Raw genomic sequence first — 19,047 nt, forward strand, 5'->3', positions numbered from 1 at the left:
GACGTCATGCACCGCCGCGCGCGGCGTCGATCCGGTAGAAGCGGCGCGCGTTGCCGCCGAACAGGTCGGCAAGCGCCGCGGAGCCGAGCAACTGCGCGCAGTCGTCCTCGCACGCGGCCAGCCAGTCGCCGTAGCCGCCGCACGCCGACGCGACACGCAGCACCGGCCAGTCGCTGCCCCACATCAGTCGCGCCGGCCCGAACAGGTCGGCCAGCGCATGCACATAAGGCCGCGTGCGCGCTCGCACGGCGTCCGGGCCGGCCGACGGCCCGGCCTCGGTCCACAGGCCGGACAGCTTGCAGTGAAGATTCGGCAGGCTCGCGAGGCCGCGCATCGCCGACAGCCACGGCTGCAGCTCGCCGCGTTCGATGAACGGCTTCGCGCCGTGGTCGATCACGATCTGCAGATCCGGGTGGCGCTGCGCGAACGCATGCAGCGCATCGAGATGGCGCGGCATCACCAGCGCATCGAAACGCAGCGCATGCTCGAGCATCGCGGCGACCGCGCGATCGAGCACCGGATCGTCGATCCACGCATCGTCGGGCAGATCCTGCAGCATCGGGCGCAACCCGCGCGCCTTCGGCGCCGACGCGAAGGCCGCGATCCGCGCCGGCGCGTCGGCGGCCTTCAGGTCGACCCAGCCGACCACCGCGCCGACCGTCGGGGTGTCGTCCGCGAGATCGAGCAGGAAGCGCGTGTCGGCGTCGCTCGGCAGCGATTGCACGAGCACGGTGCGGTCGATGCGCGCCGCGTCGAGCAGCGGCGCCAGATCGGCGGGGCCGAAATCGCGGTGAATCGCATCGAGTTCGGCCGGCGGCCAGCAGCCGGCCCGCGCGCCGATCCGCCAGTAGTGCTGATGTGCGTCGATGCGTGCCGTCATGCGCGCGCTCCCGGCATCGGCGCGCGCGCCGCGATCAGCCCTTCGTCGCGCAGCGCGGCCCACAGTTCGGCCGGCACGGGGCGCTCGAACCATGCGATGTTCTGTTGCAGTTGGGCCACGCTGCGCGCGCCGACCACGCACGACACGACCGCCGGATGGCCGAACGGAAACTGCAGCGCGGCGGCGGGCAGCGGAACGTCGAAGCGCTTGCACAGCGCGCCGAGCCGCGTGGCCTTGTCGATCACGTCGGCGCTTGCGTCCGCATAGTTGAACTTGCCGTTGCCGGCCAGCACGCCGGAATTGAACACGCCGCCGACCACGATGCCCGTCCCCGCGCGGCCGCACGCGTCGAGCAACGGTTCGAGCGCCGTCTGTTCGAGCAGCGTGTAGCGGCCGGCCAGCAGCACGGCATCGAGCGCCGCTTCGTTCAGCGCAGCGGCGGCGACTTCCCATTCGTTCACGCCGAGACCAAACCCGCCGATCTCGCCGCCCGCACGCAGCGCATCCAGCGCGCGAAACCCGCCGCCGCGGGTCAGCTGTTCCCAGTAGTGCGCGTGACGATCGCCGTGCGTCATCGCGCCGATGTCGTGCACGTACAGGATGTCGATCCGCGCGAGCCCGAGCCGCTGCCGGCTGTCGTCGTGCGACCGCATGATGCCGTCGTAGCTGTAGTCGTAGACCGGCCGGAACGGCAGCGGCTCGGCCCAGCCGTCGTCGCCCGGGCGCACGCTCGCGTCCGCGCGCATCAAGCGCCCGACCTTCGTGCTGAGCGTGAACGCGCCGCGCTCGCGCGGCGCGAGCCCCGCACCCACGCGCCGCTCGGACAGCGTGTAGCCGTAATACGGCGCCGTGTCGAAGTAGCGCAGGCCGGCGGCCCACGCGGCGTCGACGAGCGAGCCGGCGTCGGCGGCCGACATCGGGCGATAAAGGCCGCCGAGCTGCGAGCAGCCGAGGCCGAGCGCGGACACCGTCAGCCCGCTGCGCGGCAATGCGCGCGTATCGTTTGCGTTCATGATTCGTGACAGGGTGCGGGAAAGAAGCATGGCCGGCAGCCGCCGCCCGCGCTCGGGCGGCTTGCGCGGCCGCTCAGTACAGAACGTTCCTGGCCGCCTCCGAATCGAGGTTCTGCTTGTCGACCATCACGACGCCGGTATCGATCAGCTTCGGCGCCGGCTTGCGTTCGACGACGTCGAGCGCCGTGCGCACGCCCTGGTTCCCCATCTGCCACGAGCCCTGCACGGCGATCGCCTGCACCGTGCCGTCGCGCACGAAGCCCTGCAGATCCTCGTTGCCGTCGAACCCGATCGCCACCACCTTGCCCGCCTTGCCCGACTGCTTCAGCGCCCGGCCCATCCCGACCGCGGTCGGCTCGTTCGCGCCGAAGATGCCCTTCAGTTCGGGGTTCGCCGACAGCACGTCGGTCGTCTGGTTCAGCGCGTTCGCCATTTGCGACTGCGAGTAGTACGGGCCGACGATCTGCAGCTTCGAATGGCTCGCGATGTACTTGCGGAACCCGCCGACGCGGCTGACTTCGGAGCCCGCGCCCGGCACGTACGACATGATCGCGATCTTGCCGGACTGCCCGACGCGGTCGATCAGCGCCTTCGCGCACAGCGCGCCGGCCTTCTCGTTGTCGGTCGACAGGAATGCCTGGTAATACGGCTTGCCGGTGTCCGAGATCGCCGAGTCGATCAGCACGACCGGAATGTGCGCTTCCCACGCCTTCTTGATCGCGGGCACGAGCGCATCGGGATCGGACGGTGCGAGCACGATGCCCGCCACATGACGCGTGACCGCGTTGTCGACCATGTTGACCTGCCCGCTGATGTCGGACTCGGCCGCGGGCCCCTGGAACGTCATCGTGTAGCCCTTGGCGCCGTCGAGCGCCGCCTTCGCGCCTTTCTGCACGTTCTGCCAGTAGTTCGAGTTGACCGTCTTGACGATCACGGCGATCTCGCCGCCCGCCGCGTACGCACCGCTGTTGCATGCCGCGAACAGGCATGCCGATGCTGCCAGCAGGATGGATTTGTTCATGTCTCGCTCCGCTTCTCGTTGGTGGGAACTGCTGCCGGTCAGGGCCGGCGATTGCGCAACTGGTCGATCCAGACCGTGCCCAGGATCACGACGCCGATGATGATCTGCTGGATGAAGCTCGATACGCCGTTCATGTTCAGGCCGTTGCGCAGCACGCCGATCACGAACGCGCCGATCGCCGTGCCGGAAATCGTCCCGACACCGCCCATGAGCGACGTGCCGCCGATGACCGAACTGGCGATGGCGTCGAGTTCGTACATGACGCCCTCGTTCGGCTGCCCTGTGACGAGCCGCGACATCAGTACGCAGCCGGTCACGCCGGCGAGCGCGCCGGACAGCACGTAGGTGAAGAGCTTCACGCCCTGTACGTTCACGCCCGACAGCCGGGCCGCCTCCGCGTTCGACCCGACCGCATAGATATGGCGGCCGAGCGACGTTCTCGACAGCAGCACGGAAACCACGACGAACAGCACGACCATGATCACGACCGGATACGGAATGCCGGGAAACGTCGTGTCGGGGAATCCGTCCGCGCCGATGCGCGAGATGCGCAGCAGCGCGCCGTTGCCCAGCGCGCCGAACGCGTCGCCGAGATCCGATACCGGCCGTGCGCCCGTGATCTGGAGCGCGATGCCGCGTGCGACGAGCATCATGCCGAGCGTCGCGATGAACGGCGGCAGGCCCATGCGCGTCACGCACATGCCGTTGACGAACCCGCACAGCGCGCCGACCAGGATCCCGGCCGCCATGGCCGCCGGCACCGGCACGCCCGCCTTGACCAGCAGCGCGGACGAGACGCCGGCCAGCGCGAGCACCGAGCCGACCGACAGGTCGATGCCGCCGGTGATGATCACGCACGTGGCGGCCACGCCGAGATAGGCGATGGAGGTCACCTGCAGGCCGACGGTCATCAAGTTGTCGACCGAGAAAAACGCCGCGCTCGATACGGAAAACGCGAACACGAGCACGACCAGGCTGCCCAGCGCCGCGAACTTCTGGATAAGGTCGCGCCGCCGCTGTCGCGCCGCCCGTTCGTCGGCCTGGCTTCGATCCGATGTCATTTCAAGCATGGGAACGCCCCGACGCATAGTGCATGATCTCCTCCTGACTGGTGTGTTGGGTGTCGAGAAACGCGGTCAATCGACCTTCGTGAAAAACGGCGATCCGGTCGGTCATGCCGAGCAGCTCCGGCAGCTCCGAACTGATCAGCACCACGCCGACGCCGTCGGCGGCGAGCCGGTCCATCAGCCCGTAGATCGCGAATTTCGCGCCCGCGTCGATGCCGCGCGTCGGCTCGTCGAAGAACAGGATCTTCGAGCCGCGATACAGCCATTTGCCGATGACGACCTTCTGCTGGTTGCCGCCGGACAGGTTGCGCACGACCTGCTGCACCGACGGCGTGCGAATCGCGAGGTCCTGCACGTAGCGCCGCGCCACGTCGAGCTCGTCGTCGAAGCGCAGGAAGCCCAGGCGCGATGCGATGCCGCGCACGTTCGCGAGCGTGAGGTTCGCCGCGACGGGCATCGGCAGCGCGAGCCCCTCCTTCTTGCGGTCCTCCGACAGATACGCGATGCCGTGGTGGATCGCCTCGCGCGGCGAGCGGATCGTCACGGGCCGGCCGTGCAGCTCGATCGTGCCGCCGTCCGGGCGGTCCGCGCCGAAGATCGCGCGCGCGACTTCGGTGCGCCCGGCGCCCATCAGTCCGGCAAAACCCAGGATCTCGCCCTTGCGAAGCGTGAACGACACCGGCCCGAACACGCCTTCGCGGCGCAGTTCCCGCACGTCGAGCAGCACTTGTTCGGTCGGCGTCGACTGCCGCGACGGATACGCGTCGTCGAGCGTCCGCCCGACCATGCGCGCGACGATGTCGTCGATGCTCACGTCTGCGAAATCGTCCGTCGAGATGTGGCGCCCGTCGCGCAACACGGTCACGCGATCGACGATCTGCGCCATTTCGTCGAGCCGGTGCGAGATGTACAGGATCGCCACGCCGTCGGCACGCAATTCCTCGATGATGCGAAAGAGCTGCACCGTTTCCGACTCCGTCAGCGACGACGTGGGCTCGTCCATGATCAGCACGCGCGCGTCGTGCGACAGCGCCTTCGCGATTTCGACCATCTGTTGCTGCGCGATCGACAGCACGCCGACCTTCGTCGTCGGTGCGACGTTCAGGCCGATCCGCGCGATGCAGCGTGCCGCATCCGCATTGAGCCGTTTCGTGTCGACGAACGGTCCGCGCCGCGGCTCGCGCGCGAGGTACAGGTTCTCCGCCACGCTCAGGTGCGGCACGAGATTGAGCTCCTGGTGGATGATCGCGATGCCGGCCGCCTGCGCTTCGGAGGCCGAACGAAACCGCACCGGCGCGCCGCGATAGTGGACGACGCCCTCGTCGGGCAGGTACTGACCGCTGATGATCTTCATCAGCGTGGACTTGCCCGCGCCGTTTTCGCCGCACACCGCATGCACCTCGCCGCGGCGCAGGTCGAGGCGAATCCCGTCGAGCGCGAGGACGCCCGGGAAGCGCTTGCGAATCCCTTCCAGGCGCAGGATCTCCCGGTCCGCTTCGCCCTGTGCGGCCTGACCGGGCAGATTGCGAGGCATTGCCATTGCGTCTCCTTGGAAAGGGCCGACCTCGCTTTCGTCTGGTCAGTCCAATTTCGATGAATTACATCAATCCAGCCACTTTTGGTCAAGCCAATTTATATATCTACATCCGATCTTACCAATGGTGAAAACCCGCACATCCGCACGAACGGGCTGCCGTCCGGGGCGACACGACGAGCGTGATAGACTTTGCGACGCGCGCTTACGCGGAAAGTGCATTGACCAAGATCCATCGGATGAAATCGACAGAACCCAAGCGGCTTTACCAATCGGTCGCGGCCCAGATCGTCGCGTTGATTCGCCAGGGCGAATTCGCGGTCGGCGAACGCCTGCCGCCCGAGCGCGAACTGGCGCTGACGCTCGGCGTATCGCGTCCGTCGCTTCGCGAGGCGCTGATCGCGCTGGAAATCGGCGGCCAGATCGAGATCCGGATGGGCTCCGGCGTTTATGTGCGCGACACGGCGGCCGACGACGTCGGCACGATGGGCACGCTCGGCGACAGCCCGTCGGAACTGATGCAGGCACGCGCGGCCATCGAAGGCAGCGTCGCCGCGCTGGCCGCGGCGCGGATGACGGCCGCGATGCTCGATCGCCTGCGCCGCACGGTGCAGCGCATGAAGCGGCTCGCGGAGGCCGGCAAATCGCCCGTCGAAGCCGACCGGCAGTTCCATATGCTGATTGCGGAAGCCGCCGGCAATTCGGTGCTCACCCGCTTCGTCGGCGAGCTGTTCGACAGCCGCCACGACCCGATCGCCGCGGCCATGCGCGGCCACGCGGAGAATCCTCAGACCTGGACCGCCGCCGTGCGGGAGCACGAGGACGTGCTCCACGCGCTGCAGGCCGGCGACCCGATCGCGGCCCAGACGGCCATCCGCGCGCATCTTCGCGCGTCCGAAGCGCGATGGATCGACGGTGGCCTGAAATCGGACCCTGATTGACCGGCACACGGGCGCCTTTCGCGCGCCCTGCGCGGCCGGTCCCGCTGCGCGAACGGCTGACCTGCACGAACGTCGCGCCCAGCGCCGCCCAGTACGCACGATCGTCGTCGCTCAGGCACGCCTGCGGATCGCATTGCCAGCCGACGATCGAGAACCACGGGCCCAGCACGTCGTCGAGCTTGCGGCGCACGCCGTCGGCCGTTTCGACGTCGGGCTGCGCGATCATCCCGCCGACCGCATCGCCCGGCGCCCCCGGCAGCACGACGCCCCGCGTATAGCTCGGCATCGGCTTGAAACGCATCCGCAGGATGTAGTCCTTCAGGCCCGGCGCATACCGCGCGAGCCCGAGGAAACGATCGATTCGATCCTCGTTTACCCGATTCATATCCGAATTTTCCGGGAAAACCTCTTGTCTCCCGGCTCGCCACGCCTCGCGTAGGTTTTACGAAATTCCCTCAATTCGGGATTCATCGACATGGATGGCCATACGAGCGCCGACGGCCGACGCCCCGTTGCCGGCCGCTTCACATCCCGCTCGGCAACACCACCAACTTACGATTGCAAATGCCTCTCATTTGCATTAAATTCCGGCGCGAATGTACTGTTTCGAACACAGCCGTCGGCGCGAGGCCATCCGCCATGCCCGGACGCAGACCACATCAAAGGACGGGGTATGAGCAGGAAGAACTGGGCGGCCGCACCGATGGCCATCGTCGTCGGCACGGCCGGCCTGGGCGCCGCCGATGCGCAGGAGTTGTCGCTGCCCGCCATTGAGGTCTCGGGGCAGCGCACGACCGCGCCGTTTCGCGCGCCCGAATCGACGAGCGCGACGCGCACCGAGACGGACGTGATGGAAATCCCGTTCGCGGTCAGCAGCGTCGACGCGAAACTGGCCCAGACCGTCGCCGCCACGCGCGGCGAAGACCTGTACGACTGGGTCGCGGGCGTCGCACGGCAGAACAACTTCGGCGGCCTGTGGGACAACTACGCGGTGCGCGGGTTTGCCGGAGACGGCAACACGTCCGGCACCGACTACCTCGTCAACGGCTTCTCGTGGAACCGCGGGATCAGCGTGCCGCGCGACACCGCCAACCTCGAGCGCATGGAAGTGCTCAAGGGGCCCGCGTCCGCGCTGTACGGCCGCGGCGATCCGGGCGGGCTCATCAGCTACACGACCAAGCAGCCGCAGTTCGCGCGCTCGAACACCATCGGCGTGTCGGCCGGCAGCTACGGCGCGTTGCGCGAGACGCTCGATTCGACCGGGCCCGTCACGAAATCGCTCGCGTACCGCTTCGTCGCGATGAACGAGAACAACGGCAGCTTCCGCGATACGGTATCGAGCAAACGCTACCTGTTCGCGCCGTCGTTCACGTGGGACATCGGCGCGGACACGACGCTCCACTACGAGTTCGAAAGCGTGCGCCAGCGCGCGCCGCTCGATCGCGGCGTGGTCGCGGTCAACGGGCAGCTCGGCGCGATTCCGGCATCGCGCTTCCTCGGCGAGCCGCGCGACGGCGACTACGACGTGCGCAACACGGGCCACCAGTTCACGCTCGAGCACCGTGTCGATGCGAACTGGTCGATCAATGCCGGCTTCGCGCAGCGCGACACCGACCTGTCCGGACGATCTTCCGAAGCATTCGCGCTGCAGCCGGACGAGCGCACGCTGTGGCGCCGCTACCGGCAAGTCGCGTTTCACTCGAACGACCTGCAAGGCCGTATCGAAACGACCGGCAAGTTCCGCACCGGCGGCATCGGCCACACGCTCGTGATGGGCGTCGATGCGTATCGCTTCAACTACGACCAGTTCGTCGCGCGCTCGACGCCGAGCGCCGCCGCGCCGTATGCGATCGACATCTTCGATCCGGTCTACGGCCAGCCGGCACCCGCGCTGCGCACCGCGACCAACCTGCTCGAGCGCGACGACGGGCAAGGTGTCTACGCGCAGGACACGCTGGCGTTCGGGCCGCACTGGAAAATCCTCGCCGGGCTGCGCTGGGATCGCTTCCACCAGTCGGTCGAGAACCGCCTGAAGGGCGTGACGAGCAGCCAGCTGCAGACCGCGTTGAGTCCGCGCATCGGCGTCGTGTACGAAATGAGCCCCGCGCTGTCGCTGTATGCGAACACCGCGTATTCGTTCCGGCCGAACAACGGCGCCGACGCCAACGGCCGCGCGTTCGACCCGGAGAAGGGGCACGGCTACGAAGCCGGCGCGAAATGGGCCGGCACGCGCTGGCTCGCGACGGTCGCGGCGTTCTACGTCAACAAGCGCAACGTGCTGACCGCCGATCCGGCCAACGCCGGCTTCTCGCGCGCGGCCGGCGAGGTGCGCAGCCGCGGCGTCGAATTCGAATGGAACGGCGACCTGGGCCACGGCTTGCGCGGCATCGTCAACCTTGCGTACGTCGATGCCGAGGTCACGCGCGATGCCGTGCTGACGCCCGGTGCGCGCCTCGTCGACATTCCGAAGCTGAGCGGCAGCGCGCTGCTCATGTACGAAACCGCGCTGCCGTTCGCGGACAAGGCCGGCATCGGCACGGGCTTGATCTATGTCGGGCGCCGCGCCGGCAACACCGCGAACACGCAGGACGGCTTCGAGCTGCCGGCCTATGCGACCGTGCAGCTGAACGGCTATGTGCAGGTCGACAAGCACCTGCGCGCGTCGGTCGTGCTGAACAACCTGTTCAATCGCACGACCTACGTCAGCTCGTACAACAGCCTGTGGGTCACGCCGGGCGCGCCGCGCAGCCTGTTCGCGTCGCTCTCCTACTCGTTTTAGTCGAAGCGGTCGCCTGGCGTGCGTCGCGCGTCAGGCGCCGAGTGCAGGCATGCGCGAGCCGTGCAGCACGAGATTCGCCGGGTTCGAGATCGCCAGCACGAAGCGCGCCGTATTGGCCACGAACACGCAGATGTACAGCAGCGGCATCGGGTCGGCCTTCGCGCGGTGTGCACACGCGACGAAGGCCGGATAACCGAACTGCCGCTCGGGGACGCCGCCCAGCGCGGGACAGAGCACCACCCCGGCCCCTGCCCGTTACATTCGGGAAAGGCGGATGAAAGACCGAAACAATAGACTGCCATCGCATGCATTCGAACCGATCGCGTCAGGCCGCCGCCGCGCGTTCCGCTTACGCATCGCAAAACAATCATTACCACCGAGGGCCTCATGCGCCATCTGTCGATCCGACCGCTATTTGCAGCGTTGTTCGCCGTGGCCGCGCTTTTCGGCGCCACGCCACCTTCGCGCGCATGCGAGATACCTACCCCCGTGCGGACGATCGATCCACCCGGCTACTACGACGACGCCGCCGGCTATGCGCGCGCCGTGAAGCCGATGCGCGATTTCGTGTCGAAGCTCAACACGGCCGCGGACCACGGCGACTGGTCGTGCGCATTGACGCTTCTCGACAGCTGGGCGCGATCGGACGCGCTGATGGGCCATATCTCCGGTTATCAGGGCTATTACGAGCGCTCGTGGGCCGGCACGGATTTCGCAATGGTGATCCTGCGCGTGCCGCGCGGCTTGCGCGAAGCGAACCGCGCGCAATTCGACGCGATCGATCCGTGGCTCGAACGCATCGCGATCGCCACCCGCGATGCGGAAGCGATCAACCACCTGCACAACAATCTCGTGTACTGGGCGGGGCTCGACCTGATCGCGATCGGCACCGTCACCGGCAATGCGAGCCTGATCGATTCGGGCCTGCTGCGGGTCCGCGAAGGAATTCGCGACATCGGCCCGGACGGTTCGCTCGCGCGCGAAGTCAAGCGCGGCGACCGCGCGCTCCACTATCACACCTTTGCGCTGCTGCCGCTCGTGTTCGCGGCGGAACTCGTGCAACAGCGCAATATCGACCTCTACCGCGAAAACGACGGCGCGATCGGCCGCCTCGCAAATCTCGTGATCGACGCGGTGGACAATCCCGCGAGCTTCACGAAGATCACGCCGGTCAAGCAGGACCTGTTCCCGTGGACGTTCCGTGACGAACTGAGCTGGGTCGAGCCGTACTACGCGCGCTTCGGCGATCGCCGCCTGCCCGCAATCATCGCGCCGCGCCGCCCGTTCGACGAATGGCGGCTTGGCGGCGACGTGACAGCGGCGTGGGGCGTGCCGCTGCGGTAGGAAACGCCGCGCCGCGCCGACGCGCGCGGCGCGCGCTCAGAACCGGTGGCGGATGCCGACGATCGCGAGTTCCTGCGTCGACTTCCCGCCATCGACATAGGCGTCCGAAATCACCGCCTGCGCCGCCCCGGCGCCGTTGTTTCCGGATGCATGCCCATAGCTCGCCGTCGCATAGATATCCGTGCGCTTGCTGAGCGCGTAGTCGGCGGCAAGCGTGACCTGCTGATATGTGGCCGACGAATCGCCGTGCGATTTCAGGTAGTTGTAACCCGTCTGGAACAGCAGCGCCGGCGAAGCCTGCCAGGCCACGAACACCGAACCGTTGTTGTAGCGCTCGGCCGCGCCGAACGCCGAGCTTGCATCCGGCAAGTACTCGGCATAGCTGTAATACCCGCCCAACGTGAAGGCACCCAGTGCATAGGTCGCGCCCGCGCGAGCGATATTCACCGCACTCGCGGTCGCATACGCGTTGTTCACCGACGACAGGAAGATCGTGTCGGCGCTGCTCGCGCCGCGCGTCGACCGCACCGCGTTGCCGTTGTCCAGGTGCGCATAGCCGGCCGCGACGGTCAGTTGCCCGGCGGTATACGAAAGCGCAGCGTTGTAAGCCTGCCCGGACCCGACCGATCCCGCCACACCACCGAAGCCGTACATCGCGGCCACCTGCAACCCGCCCCAGGACGGACTCACCCATTTGACGGCATTGCTGTTGCGCACCGATCCGTCCGCGTTGTCGACGTCCCCGGGCGCGGTGAAATACTCGAGAAAATTGTCGCCCTGCACCGGCAACACGAGATCCTGCAACGTATCCTGCTGACGGCCGGCCGTCACCGTGCCGAATCCGCCCGTCAACCCGACATAGGCCTTGCGTCCGAACAGCAGCCCGGAACTCATCTTGCCGGTATTCACGTTGAACCCGTTCTGCAGGTTGAACAGCGCGCTCATGCCGCCGCCCAGATCTTCCTTGCCGCGCACCCCCCACTGGCTGACGGACATCTGCCCCGACTGCAGCTTGACCTGGTTGCTCGCGCCACCGGTGTTGTGCGTGTACTGAATCGATTCGTCGATGACGCCATAAAGCGTGACCGAGCTTTGCGCGAACGCGCTGCCGCACATGCCGGCCGCGCATGCCAGTGTGGTCGATGCGATCCATTTCATTTCCCTGCTCTCCCGTCGTTGCGTGGTTGATCAATCAGCGTTCAGCTATCGGACATCATTCTTCATTCAATTCGGATAACGAAATTACAGTGGCGATACGGATGCGTCGATCCACGGCTATCCGGCGACGAAACAGTCGCCGGAACTTCCCGCGCTTCTACCTCGATTCGTACGCGCGCTGCCTGAACAGACAGATCAGCTCGCTCGCCACATGCGCGGCCGCGAGCGCGGTAATGTCCGCATGGTCGTACGCGGGCGCCACCTCGACCACGTCCGCACCGACCATGTCGATCGACGTGAGCCCGCGGATGATCGACAGCGCCTGGGCGGTCGACAGGCCGCCCGGCACGGGCGTGCCGGTGCCCGGCGCGAACGCCGGGTCCAGCCCGTCGACGTCGAAAGTGAAATAGGCCGGCCGCGTGCCGACGATCTCGACGATCCTGCCGACCGTCGCGCGGATACCGTGCTCATGCACCCACGGCGCGTCGAGCACCTGAACGCCCATGAAATCGTCATTCCACGTCCGGATGCCGACCTGCACCGAATGCGCGGGATCGATCAGCCCTTCCCTGATGGCCTTGTAGAACATCGACCCGTGGTTGAGGCTGTCCGGCCGATCGTCCGGCCAGGTATCGCAGTGCGCGTCGAAATGAATCAGCGCAAGCGGCTTGCCGTACTTCTCCGCATGCGCGACGAGCAGCGGATAGCTGATGTAGTGATCTCCTCCGAGCGTCAGCATCTTCGCGCCGGCACCCAGTATCGTGCGCGCATGCGCGACGATCGTCTCCTTGACGGTCGAAGGATTGTGGACGTCGAGCCAGCAATCGCCGTAGTCGACCAACGCGTAGTCGTCGAACGGGTTGATCCCCCACGGGTACGGCAGCAGGACGCCGAGCTGGCTGCTCGCGGCGCGAATCGCGCGCGGGCCGAGCCGCGCGCCCGGCCGGTTGGTCGTCGCGATATCGAGCGGCACCCCGGTCACGGCGAGATCGACGCCGGACAGATCCTTCGTATACAGCCGCCGCATGAACGACACGACGCCCGCGTACGTGTTTTCCTTCGACGAGCCGTACGGCGATTCGCGACGGATCGCGCCGTCTCCGCGTATGGCTGGCTGCTTCTGCATGATGTGTGTCCCCTGTCCCGGTTGGACGTCGCGTGAACGCCCGTGTCAGATACCCAGTGCGCAACCGTCCTTGCGATGGTCGGACGCGCCGATCAGCGTGCCGGCCTCCCAGTCGATCCGGATCGCCTGCGCGCCGCCGATCGCCCAGTTCGGTGCAGCCAGGTTGAAGCCGCGTTGCGCGAGCGCGGCGCATACCGCCGCCGGCATCGTGCCTTCCACCTCCACCAGATCGGTGCCCGGCCGCGGAAACAGGCGCGGCAAGTCCATCGCCGCCTGCATGTCGAGACCGTAGTCGAGCACCTTCGACAGGAAATGAGCATGCCCCATCGCCTGATAATGGCCGCCCATCACGCCGAACGTGATCTGCACCTTGCCGTCGCGCGTCACCATGCCCGGAATGATCGTATGCATCGGTCTTGCGCGCGGCGCGATTGCATTCGGGTGCCCCGATTCGAGCGTGAAACTCTGGCCGCGGTTGTGAAGCATCACGCCCGTCCGCGCGGACATGATGCCGCTGCCGAACGGATGAAACAGCGAATTGATGAAGCTCGCGCAATTGCGATCCTTGTCGACCACGCAGATATAGACCGTATCCTTGTGCTCCACCGGTTGCGCGACCGGCACGCCGTCGGCGTGCAAGCCGGCCGCACGCGACCGCAACGCATCGATCGACGCGTCGGACAACAGTGCATCGACATCGAGCCGGTGCTGACGCGGATCGGCGAGCAGCGCGTCTCGAAGCGCGTATGCGATGCGCGCGGCGTCGATTTCCCGATGCAGGCGCTCGGCACCGAGCGGATCGTCGGACGCATCGAATGCCTCGAGCAATTTCAGCATCAGCAACGCAATGACGCCCTGCCCGTTCGGCGGGCATTCGTGCACGTCGTAACCGCGAAAACGCGCGGTGACCGGCGTCACGTACTCGCCATGGAACTCCGCGAAATCGGCCAGCGTATGCAGGCCGCCCATGCCGCGCAGGCGGGCGACGATATCTTCGGCGACGCCCCCTTCGTAGAAGACGCGCGGGCCCGATTGCGCGATCGCCTCGAGCGTGCGGGCGAGCGACGGCTGCCGATGCACGCTTCCCGCGCGCGGCGCGTTACCGTCCACCAGCATCTGCTCGCGGCTCGTATCGTCCAGCGACAGCAATTGCGCCTGATGCGCCCAGTCCGCGGCCGCGCGCGGCGCGACCGCATAGCCGTTGCGGGCCATCCTGATTGCAGGCGCGAGCAGCGTGGCGAGCGGCAGCGACCCATGATCGCGCGCCAGCGTCGCCCATGCGTCGACCGCGCCGGGCACCGTCACCGCATGGGGCGAATGCCGGTCGATCGACGTGACACCGAGCGCGCGAAGCCGCTCGGCGCTCGCGGCGGCCGGCGCCCAGCCCGAACCGTTGAAACCGACGATATCGTCGGCACCGCCGCGCGAATAGAGCGCGAAGCAGTCGCCGCCGATGCCGGTCGAACCGGGTTCGACCACGCATTGCACCGCGCAGGCGGCAATGGCGGCGTCCATCGCATTGCCGCCCGCTTCGAGGATCCGGACGGCAGCCAGCGTCGACGCGGGATGCGACGTCGCGGCCATCCCTTCGGTCGACATCACGAGCGAGCGGCCCGGTTGTTCGAAATTTCTCATCGTTTCCTCCCGGTTCAGCGCGTGGCCAGCGAACGGCGCCATTCGAGCGTATCGTCGAGCGCCTTTCTCGATGCATCGAACAACTGATCGATTTCGTCGTGCGTAATGATCAGCGGCGGGCAGAAATTGAACGCATCGCCGAGTGCGCGCGTGATCACACCATGCATCAACGCCCGCTCGCCGGCATGCGCGGCCACGCCGTCGGTCGGCGGGAACGGCGCCTTCGTCGCCTTGTCCGCGACCAGTTCGACCGCCGCGAGCAGCCCGGCACCGCGCGCTTCGCCCACGAGCGGATGCGTGCCGAGATCGTCCACGCGCTGCTGGAAGTGCGGTATCACGCCGCGTACGTGCTCGAGAATGCCGTCTTCCTCGTAGATGCGCAGCGTCTCGAGCGCGACGGCTGCACAGACCGGATGACCGCTGTACGTGAAGCCATGACCGAAGGTACCGATCTTCTCGCTCTCGGACACGAGCCCGCGGTAGATCGCGTCGTTGACCATCAGCGCGGAGATCGGCAGGTAGCCGGCCGACAGCTGCTTGGCCACGACGATCATGTCGGGTTGCATGCCGAATGTCTCGGAGCCGAACATGTTGCCGGTGCGGCCGAAACCGCAAATGACCTCATCGGCCACCAGCAGGATGTCGTATCGCTTCAGCACACGCTGGATCTTTTCCATGTAGGTCGCCGGCGGAACGATCACGCCGCCCGACGCCATGATCGGCTCCGCGAAAAGCGCTGCGATCGTGTCCGGCCCCTCCGAGAGGATCAGTTGCTCCAGCGACTCGGCGCAACGCGTTGCGAACTGCTCCTCCGATTCTCCGGGCCGCGCATGACGGTAGTAGTGCGGACAGTCCGTATGCAGGATGCGATCGATCGGCAGGTCGAAATCCCGGTGATTGTTCGGCAAGCCGGTCAGGCTCGCGGATGCGATCGTCACGCCGTGGTAGGCGCGGGTGCGCGCAATGATCTTTTTCTTGCGTGGCCGCCCGAGTGCGTTGTTGTAATACCAGATCAGCTTCATTGCCGTGTCGTTGGCTTCGGAACCCGAGTTCGCGAAGAACACCTTTGACATCGGCACCGGCGCCATCGAGATCAGTTTCTCGGCCAGCAGGATCGACGGCTCCGACGATTTGTGGCCGAACGCGTGATAAAACGGCAGTTTGCGCATCTGTCTGTCCGCCGCGTCGGCCAGCCGCTGCTCGCTGAAACCCAGCGACGCGCAGAACAATCCGCTCAGCGCCTCGATGTAGCGGTTCCCGTCCGTGTCGTACACGTAAACGCCTTCGCCGCGCTCGATCACCATCGGCCCGACATCGCGATGGCGGCTCAGGTTCGTGTACGGGTGAAGGACGTGGTCGATGTCGTTCTGCTTCAGATTTTGCATGAGAGCCTTCCTGGTTTCGTCTCTTCCATGGTTGTGTCGCCGTATGCCGGAACCGGCGCGAAACAGCCGCCGGGAAGCGTCATTTCAGCCCGCCGGACAGGAACTTCTGCAGCGGGCCGCTTCTCGGCGTCTTCAATATGTCGCGCGGGTGTCCTTCCTCTTCCACGACGCCCCGGTGCAGGAACATCACGTGGTTCGACACTTCACGCGCGAAGCCCATTTCATGCGTGACGACGATCATCGTGCGTCCTTCACGCGCGAGATCGCGCATCACCTTGAGCACGTCGCCGACCAGCTCCGGATCGAGCGCCGACGTCGGTTCGTCGAACAGCAACGCATCGGGCTCCATCGCGAGCGCACGCGCGATCGCGACACGCTGCTGCTGGCCGCCGGACAGGTGCGCCGGATATGCATCGGCAAAGCGCGTCATGCCGACCTGCTCGAGATAGCGTTCCGCCCGCTCGCGCGCCTCGGCCCGGCCGAGCTTCAGTACGTGCAGCGGCGCTTCGACGACGTTCTGCAACACCGTCATGTGCGCCCACAGGTTGAAGTGCTGGAACACCATCGCGAGCCGGGTCCGCATCCTGCGCAACTGCACGGGATCGGAAATCCGGATGCGGCCGCTCCGGTCGATCGACGTCCTCACCTCGCCGCCGCCGAGCGATACGCGCCCCGACGAAGGCGATTCGAGAAAATTGATGCAGCGAAGCAGCGTGCTCTTGCCCGATCCGGACGACCCGATCACGCTAATCACGTCGCCCTGCTTCGCGGCCAGCGACACGCCTTTCAACACTTCGTTGTCGCCGTAGTGTTTATGAAGATTCTCGACAGACAGTGCATTCATGTGACGTTGCTCTAGGATTTGGCAAGCGTGGAGAGCGGCAGCGGCCGCAGGTGAACGAGAAAGCGTCGTTCGGCTGCCCTGATCAGCAGCGTGACGATGCCGGTCAGCGCGAAATAGACGGTCCCGACGGAAACGAATGCTTCGAACGGTGCGTAGTAGTTCGCGTAGAAATCCCGCGCGGCGCCGGTCAGGTCGATCAGCGTGATCGCACTGACCAGCGACGTGCCGTGCAGCAGCAGGATGACTTCGTTGCTGTACGCGGGAAGGAAACGGCGCAGCGCCGACGGCAGCAGGATGCGGCGCCACGCGGTCGAGCGCGACATGCCGTAGGCCTGCGCGGCTTCGATCTCGCCGTACGCGGTCGCCCTGATCGCGCCGGCAAGGATCTCGACGGTGTACGCACAGGTGTTCGCCGTCAGCGCGATCATCGCGCAGCCGAACGGGTCGCGCAGCAGCGACAGCACCGGATTGCCGCGCTGCCACGCGTCCTGCACCCACTGGAACTGGCCGAATCCGTAATAGACGATCATCAGTTGCGCGAGCAACGGCGTGCCGCGCATGAACCAGGTGTATGCCGCCACCGGGCCGCTCGCGAACCGGTTCGGCGACACGCGCAGCACCGCCAGCGGAATCGCGAGCATCAAGCCGAGCGCCAGCGAACCGACCGTCAACTGGACCGTGACCCACAGGCCGCCGGCGTATGCGCCAAGCAGCGGGGCCAGTTGTTCGTAGCTCATCCGTGCAGCCTCCCCTCGCGCATGCCGCGGTTCAGGCGCACGCGCATCCGCGCGAGGCAGGCCGTCGATCCCGACGTCACCAGCAGATAGACCGCGCACGCCGCCAGGTAGAACGTCATCGGCGCCTGCGTCGTGCGGCCGGCCTGGTCCGAGATGAACATCACGTCGTGCAGGCCGATCAGCGACGCGATCGCCGTGGTCTTGAGCAGCACCAGCCAGTTGTTGACTGCCGCAGGCAGCGCAAGACGCACCATCTGCGGAAACAGGATGCGGCGAAATGCCAGCCAGCCGGAGAAGCCGTAAGCGCGCGCCGCCTCCATCTGACCGCGCGGCACGCCGAGAATCGCACCGCGGAACGTCTCCGTGTAGTACGCGCCGAAGATCAAGCCGATCGTCAGGACGGCGGTCGCGAATGCGTCGACGTCGGGCGCATGAAACCCGAATGCGGCCGACAGTAGATTCAGCATGATCTGGCCGCCATAGAACACCAGCAGCATCATCACGAACTCCGGTACGCCGCGAATCAGCGTGGTGTATGCCGTCGCGACCGACGCGAGCACGCGCGAACCCGACAGCTTGGCCATCGCACCCGCCATGCCGACGCAAACGGCCAGCATGACGGACAGCACGGCAAGCAGGATCGTCATCTCGGCACCGCGCAACAGCGCGGGCAGATATCGCTGCAAATCGGACATAACGTTCCTTCGTTCCGTATCAGGACTGCGCACATCGGCGCGGACCCGGTCAGTAAATGTCGAAATCGAAGTACTTCTTCTCGATGGCCTGATACACGCCATTGGCGCGAATGGCAGTAATCGCCTGGTTCAATTGCTGCCGGAGATCGTCGTCCGATTTGCGCACGGGAATGCCGTAACCTTCTCCGAGCAGCGTTTTCTGTTCGGGCGTCGCGCCGACGATGGGGGCGCCGACGAACTTGAAATTGGCGCCTTCCGGTTTCGTCAGGAACGCGGAATACGCGGCGGTCGCGTCCTGCAACGCGGCATCGATGCGCCCCGAACGCAGGTCGAGATACACCTCGTCCTGGGTCGGATAGCGAACCAGTTGCACGCCGTTTTGCACCCAGTACGCGCTCGCATACTTGTCCGCCAGCGTGCCTCGCTGAACGCCGAGCCGCTTGCCCTTGAGGTCCGCCGGCGTCGCATCCTTGATCGCGCTGTTCTTCGCGACGACCAGCCGGCGCGGCGTGTTGTAGTACTTGTCGGTGAACCCCACCTTCTGCTTGCGCTCGGCGGTGATCGCTACCGATGCGACGATCGCATCGACCTTGTCCGCCATCAGCGCGGGAAGCAGACCGTCCCAGCTGATCTGCACCAGCGTGCAGTTGGCGTGCATCTGCGCGCACAGCGCATGAATAATGTCGATGTCGAAACCCACCGGCGTGCCGTCCGGCTGCATCGACGAAAACGGAGGGTACGCGCCTTCATAGCCTATCCGGATGTCCTTCCACTCCCTCGCCTGGATCTGCGTCGCCGTCAGCATGACGGCGACGAGCAGCAGGAATCTCATCATGTGTCGTTTCATGTCGATACTCCGTAACGTGTTTCGTTGGAAATGACTGCCTG

Annotated in this window: 17 protein-coding genes and 1 pseudogene; 3 read left to right on the plus strand and 15 right to left on the minus strand. The window is 66.3% G+C overall.

Annotation, left to right across the window (positions count from 1 at the left end; translation table 11 throughout):
- Positions 1 to 4: 4 nt before the first annotated feature.
- The 5 genes from ACNQQL_RS08505 to ACNQQL_RS08525 all read right to left on the minus strand — a co-directional run bounded on the left by ACNQQL_RS08505 (position 5) and on the right by ACNQQL_RS08525 (position 5,521).
- The gene (locus ACNQQL_RS08505; protein WP_347063825.1) at positions 5 to 880 is read right to left on the minus strand and encodes an amidohydrolase family protein; all 876 of its coding nucleotides are present in this window, start codon (positions 878 to 880) and stop codon (positions 5 to 7) included.
- Positions 877 to 1,893, minus strand: coding sequence for an aldo/keto reductase (locus ACNQQL_RS08510; protein ID WP_347063826.1), 1,017 nt, complete (start codon positions 1,891 to 1,893; stop codon positions 877 to 879). The genes ACNQQL_RS08505 and ACNQQL_RS08510 overlap by 4 nt, the downstream gene beginning before the upstream one ends.
- Before the next feature lie 73 nt (positions 1,894 to 1,966).
- The gene (locus ACNQQL_RS08515; RefSeq protein ID WP_347063827.1) at positions 1,967 to 2,914 is read right to left on the minus strand and encodes an ABC transporter substrate-binding protein; all 948 of its coding nucleotides are present in this window, start codon (positions 2,912 to 2,914) and stop codon (positions 1,967 to 1,969) included.
- A 38-nt stretch (positions 2,915 to 2,952) separates the two neighbouring features.
- Entirely contained in the window at positions 2,953 to 3,984 is a 1,032-nt protein-coding gene (locus ACNQQL_RS08520) for an ABC transporter permease (RefSeq protein WP_347063828.1), read from the minus strand.
- Entirely contained in the window at positions 3,977 to 5,521 is a 1,545-nt protein-coding gene (locus tag ACNQQL_RS08525) for a sugar ABC transporter ATP-binding protein (RefSeq protein ID WP_347063829.1), read from the minus strand. The genes ACNQQL_RS08520 and ACNQQL_RS08525 overlap by 8 nt, the downstream gene beginning before the upstream one ends.
- A 233-nt stretch (positions 5,522 to 5,754) precedes the next feature.
- Between ACNQQL_RS08525 and ACNQQL_RS08530 the strand changes: the two genes are divergently transcribed.
- The gene (locus ACNQQL_RS08530) at positions 5,755 to 6,456 is read left to right on the plus strand and encodes a FadR/GntR family transcriptional regulator (RefSeq protein WP_152856178.1); all 702 of its coding nucleotides are present in this window, start codon (positions 5,755 to 5,757) and stop codon (positions 6,454 to 6,456) included.
- 10 nt (positions 6,457 to 6,466) lie between these two features.
- Here the strand turns inward: ACNQQL_RS08530 and ACNQQL_RS08535 are convergent.
- A pseudogene (locus ACNQQL_RS08535) lies at positions 6,467 to 6,814 on the minus strand (3-(3-hydroxyphenyl)propionate hydroxylase); the annotation flags it as partial.
- 315 nt (positions 6,815 to 7,129) lie between these two features.
- On the opposite strand from ACNQQL_RS08535, the gene ACNQQL_RS08540 reads away from it, so the two are divergent.
- Entirely contained in the window at positions 7,130 to 9,235 is a 2,106-nt protein-coding gene (locus tag ACNQQL_RS08540; RefSeq protein ID WP_347063830.1) for a TonB-dependent receptor, read from the plus strand.
- Positions 9,236 to 9,265: 30 nt separating this feature from the next.
- Here ACNQQL_RS08540 and ACNQQL_RS08545 read toward each other — a convergent pair whose 3' ends face one another.
- Positions 9,266 to 9,475: a hypothetical protein gene (locus ACNQQL_RS08545; RefSeq protein WP_416392561.1), complete on the minus strand. Its 210-nt coding sequence runs from the start codon at positions 9,473 to 9,475 to the stop codon at positions 9,266 to 9,268.
- 147 nt (positions 9,476 to 9,622) lie between these two features.
- Between ACNQQL_RS08545 and ACNQQL_RS08550 the strand changes: the two genes are divergently transcribed.
- Positions 9,623 to 10,579 carry a mannuronate-specific alginate lyase gene (locus ACNQQL_RS08550; RefSeq protein WP_347063831.1) on the plus strand — a complete coding sequence of 319 codons (957 nt, stop codon included), beginning with the start codon at positions 9,623 to 9,625 and terminating at the stop codon, positions 10,577 to 10,579.
- Between the two features lie 36 nt (positions 10,580 to 10,615).
- On the opposite strand, the gene ACNQQL_RS08555 is transcribed toward ACNQQL_RS08550, so the two are convergent.
- From ACNQQL_RS08555 to ACNQQL_RS08590, 8 genes are all read right to left on the minus strand, one after another.
- Positions 10,616 to 11,737, minus strand: a complete 1,122-nt coding sequence (locus tag ACNQQL_RS08555; protein WP_347063832.1) for a porin — start codon at positions 11,735 to 11,737, stop codon at positions 10,616 to 10,618.
- A 157-nt stretch (positions 11,738 to 11,894) separates the two neighbouring features.
- The gene (speB, locus tag ACNQQL_RS08560) at positions 11,895 to 12,863 is read right to left on the minus strand and encodes an agmatinase (RefSeq protein WP_347063833.1); all 969 of its coding nucleotides are present in this window, start codon (positions 12,861 to 12,863) and stop codon (positions 11,895 to 11,897) included.
- Between the two features lie 45 nt (positions 12,864 to 12,908).
- On the minus strand, positions 12,909 to 14,498 hold the full coding sequence (locus ACNQQL_RS08565) for a gamma-glutamyltransferase family protein (RefSeq protein ID WP_347063834.1): 1,590 nt from the start codon (positions 14,496 to 14,498) through the stop codon (positions 12,909 to 12,911).
- A 14-nt stretch (positions 14,499 to 14,512) separates the two neighbouring features.
- The gene (locus ACNQQL_RS08570; protein WP_347063835.1) at positions 14,513 to 15,883 is read right to left on the minus strand and encodes an aspartate aminotransferase family protein; all 1,371 of its coding nucleotides are present in this window, start codon (positions 15,881 to 15,883) and stop codon (positions 14,513 to 14,515) included.
- Between the two features lie 79 nt (positions 15,884 to 15,962).
- Positions 15,963 to 16,727, minus strand: a complete 765-nt coding sequence (locus tag ACNQQL_RS08575; protein WP_347063836.1) for an ABC transporter ATP-binding protein — start codon at positions 16,725 to 16,727, stop codon at positions 15,963 to 15,965.
- An 11-nt stretch (positions 16,728 to 16,738) separates the two neighbouring features.
- Positions 16,739 to 17,464, minus strand: a complete 726-nt coding sequence (locus tag ACNQQL_RS08580; RefSeq protein ID WP_347063837.1) for an ABC transporter permease — start codon at positions 17,462 to 17,464, stop codon at positions 16,739 to 16,741.
- Entirely contained in the window at positions 17,461 to 18,159 is a 699-nt protein-coding gene (locus ACNQQL_RS08585) for an ABC transporter permease subunit (RefSeq protein ID WP_347063838.1), read from the minus strand. Before ACNQQL_RS08585 ends, ACNQQL_RS08580 begins: the two co-directional genes overlap by 4 nt.
- 49 nt (positions 18,160 to 18,208) lie before the next feature.
- Positions 18,209 to 19,006 (minus strand): ABC transporter substrate-binding protein, encoded by a 798-nt coding sequence (locus ACNQQL_RS08590; protein ID WP_347063839.1) that lies wholly within the window; start codon positions 19,004 to 19,006, stop codon positions 18,209 to 18,211.
- Positions 19,007 to 19,047 lie beyond the last annotated feature (41 nt).

The organism is Burkholderia sp. LFS061 (genome assembly GCF_047978125.1).
Lineage (GTDB): Bacteria > Pseudomonadota > Gammaproteobacteria > Burkholderiales > Burkholderiaceae > Burkholderia > Burkholderia pyrrocinia_C.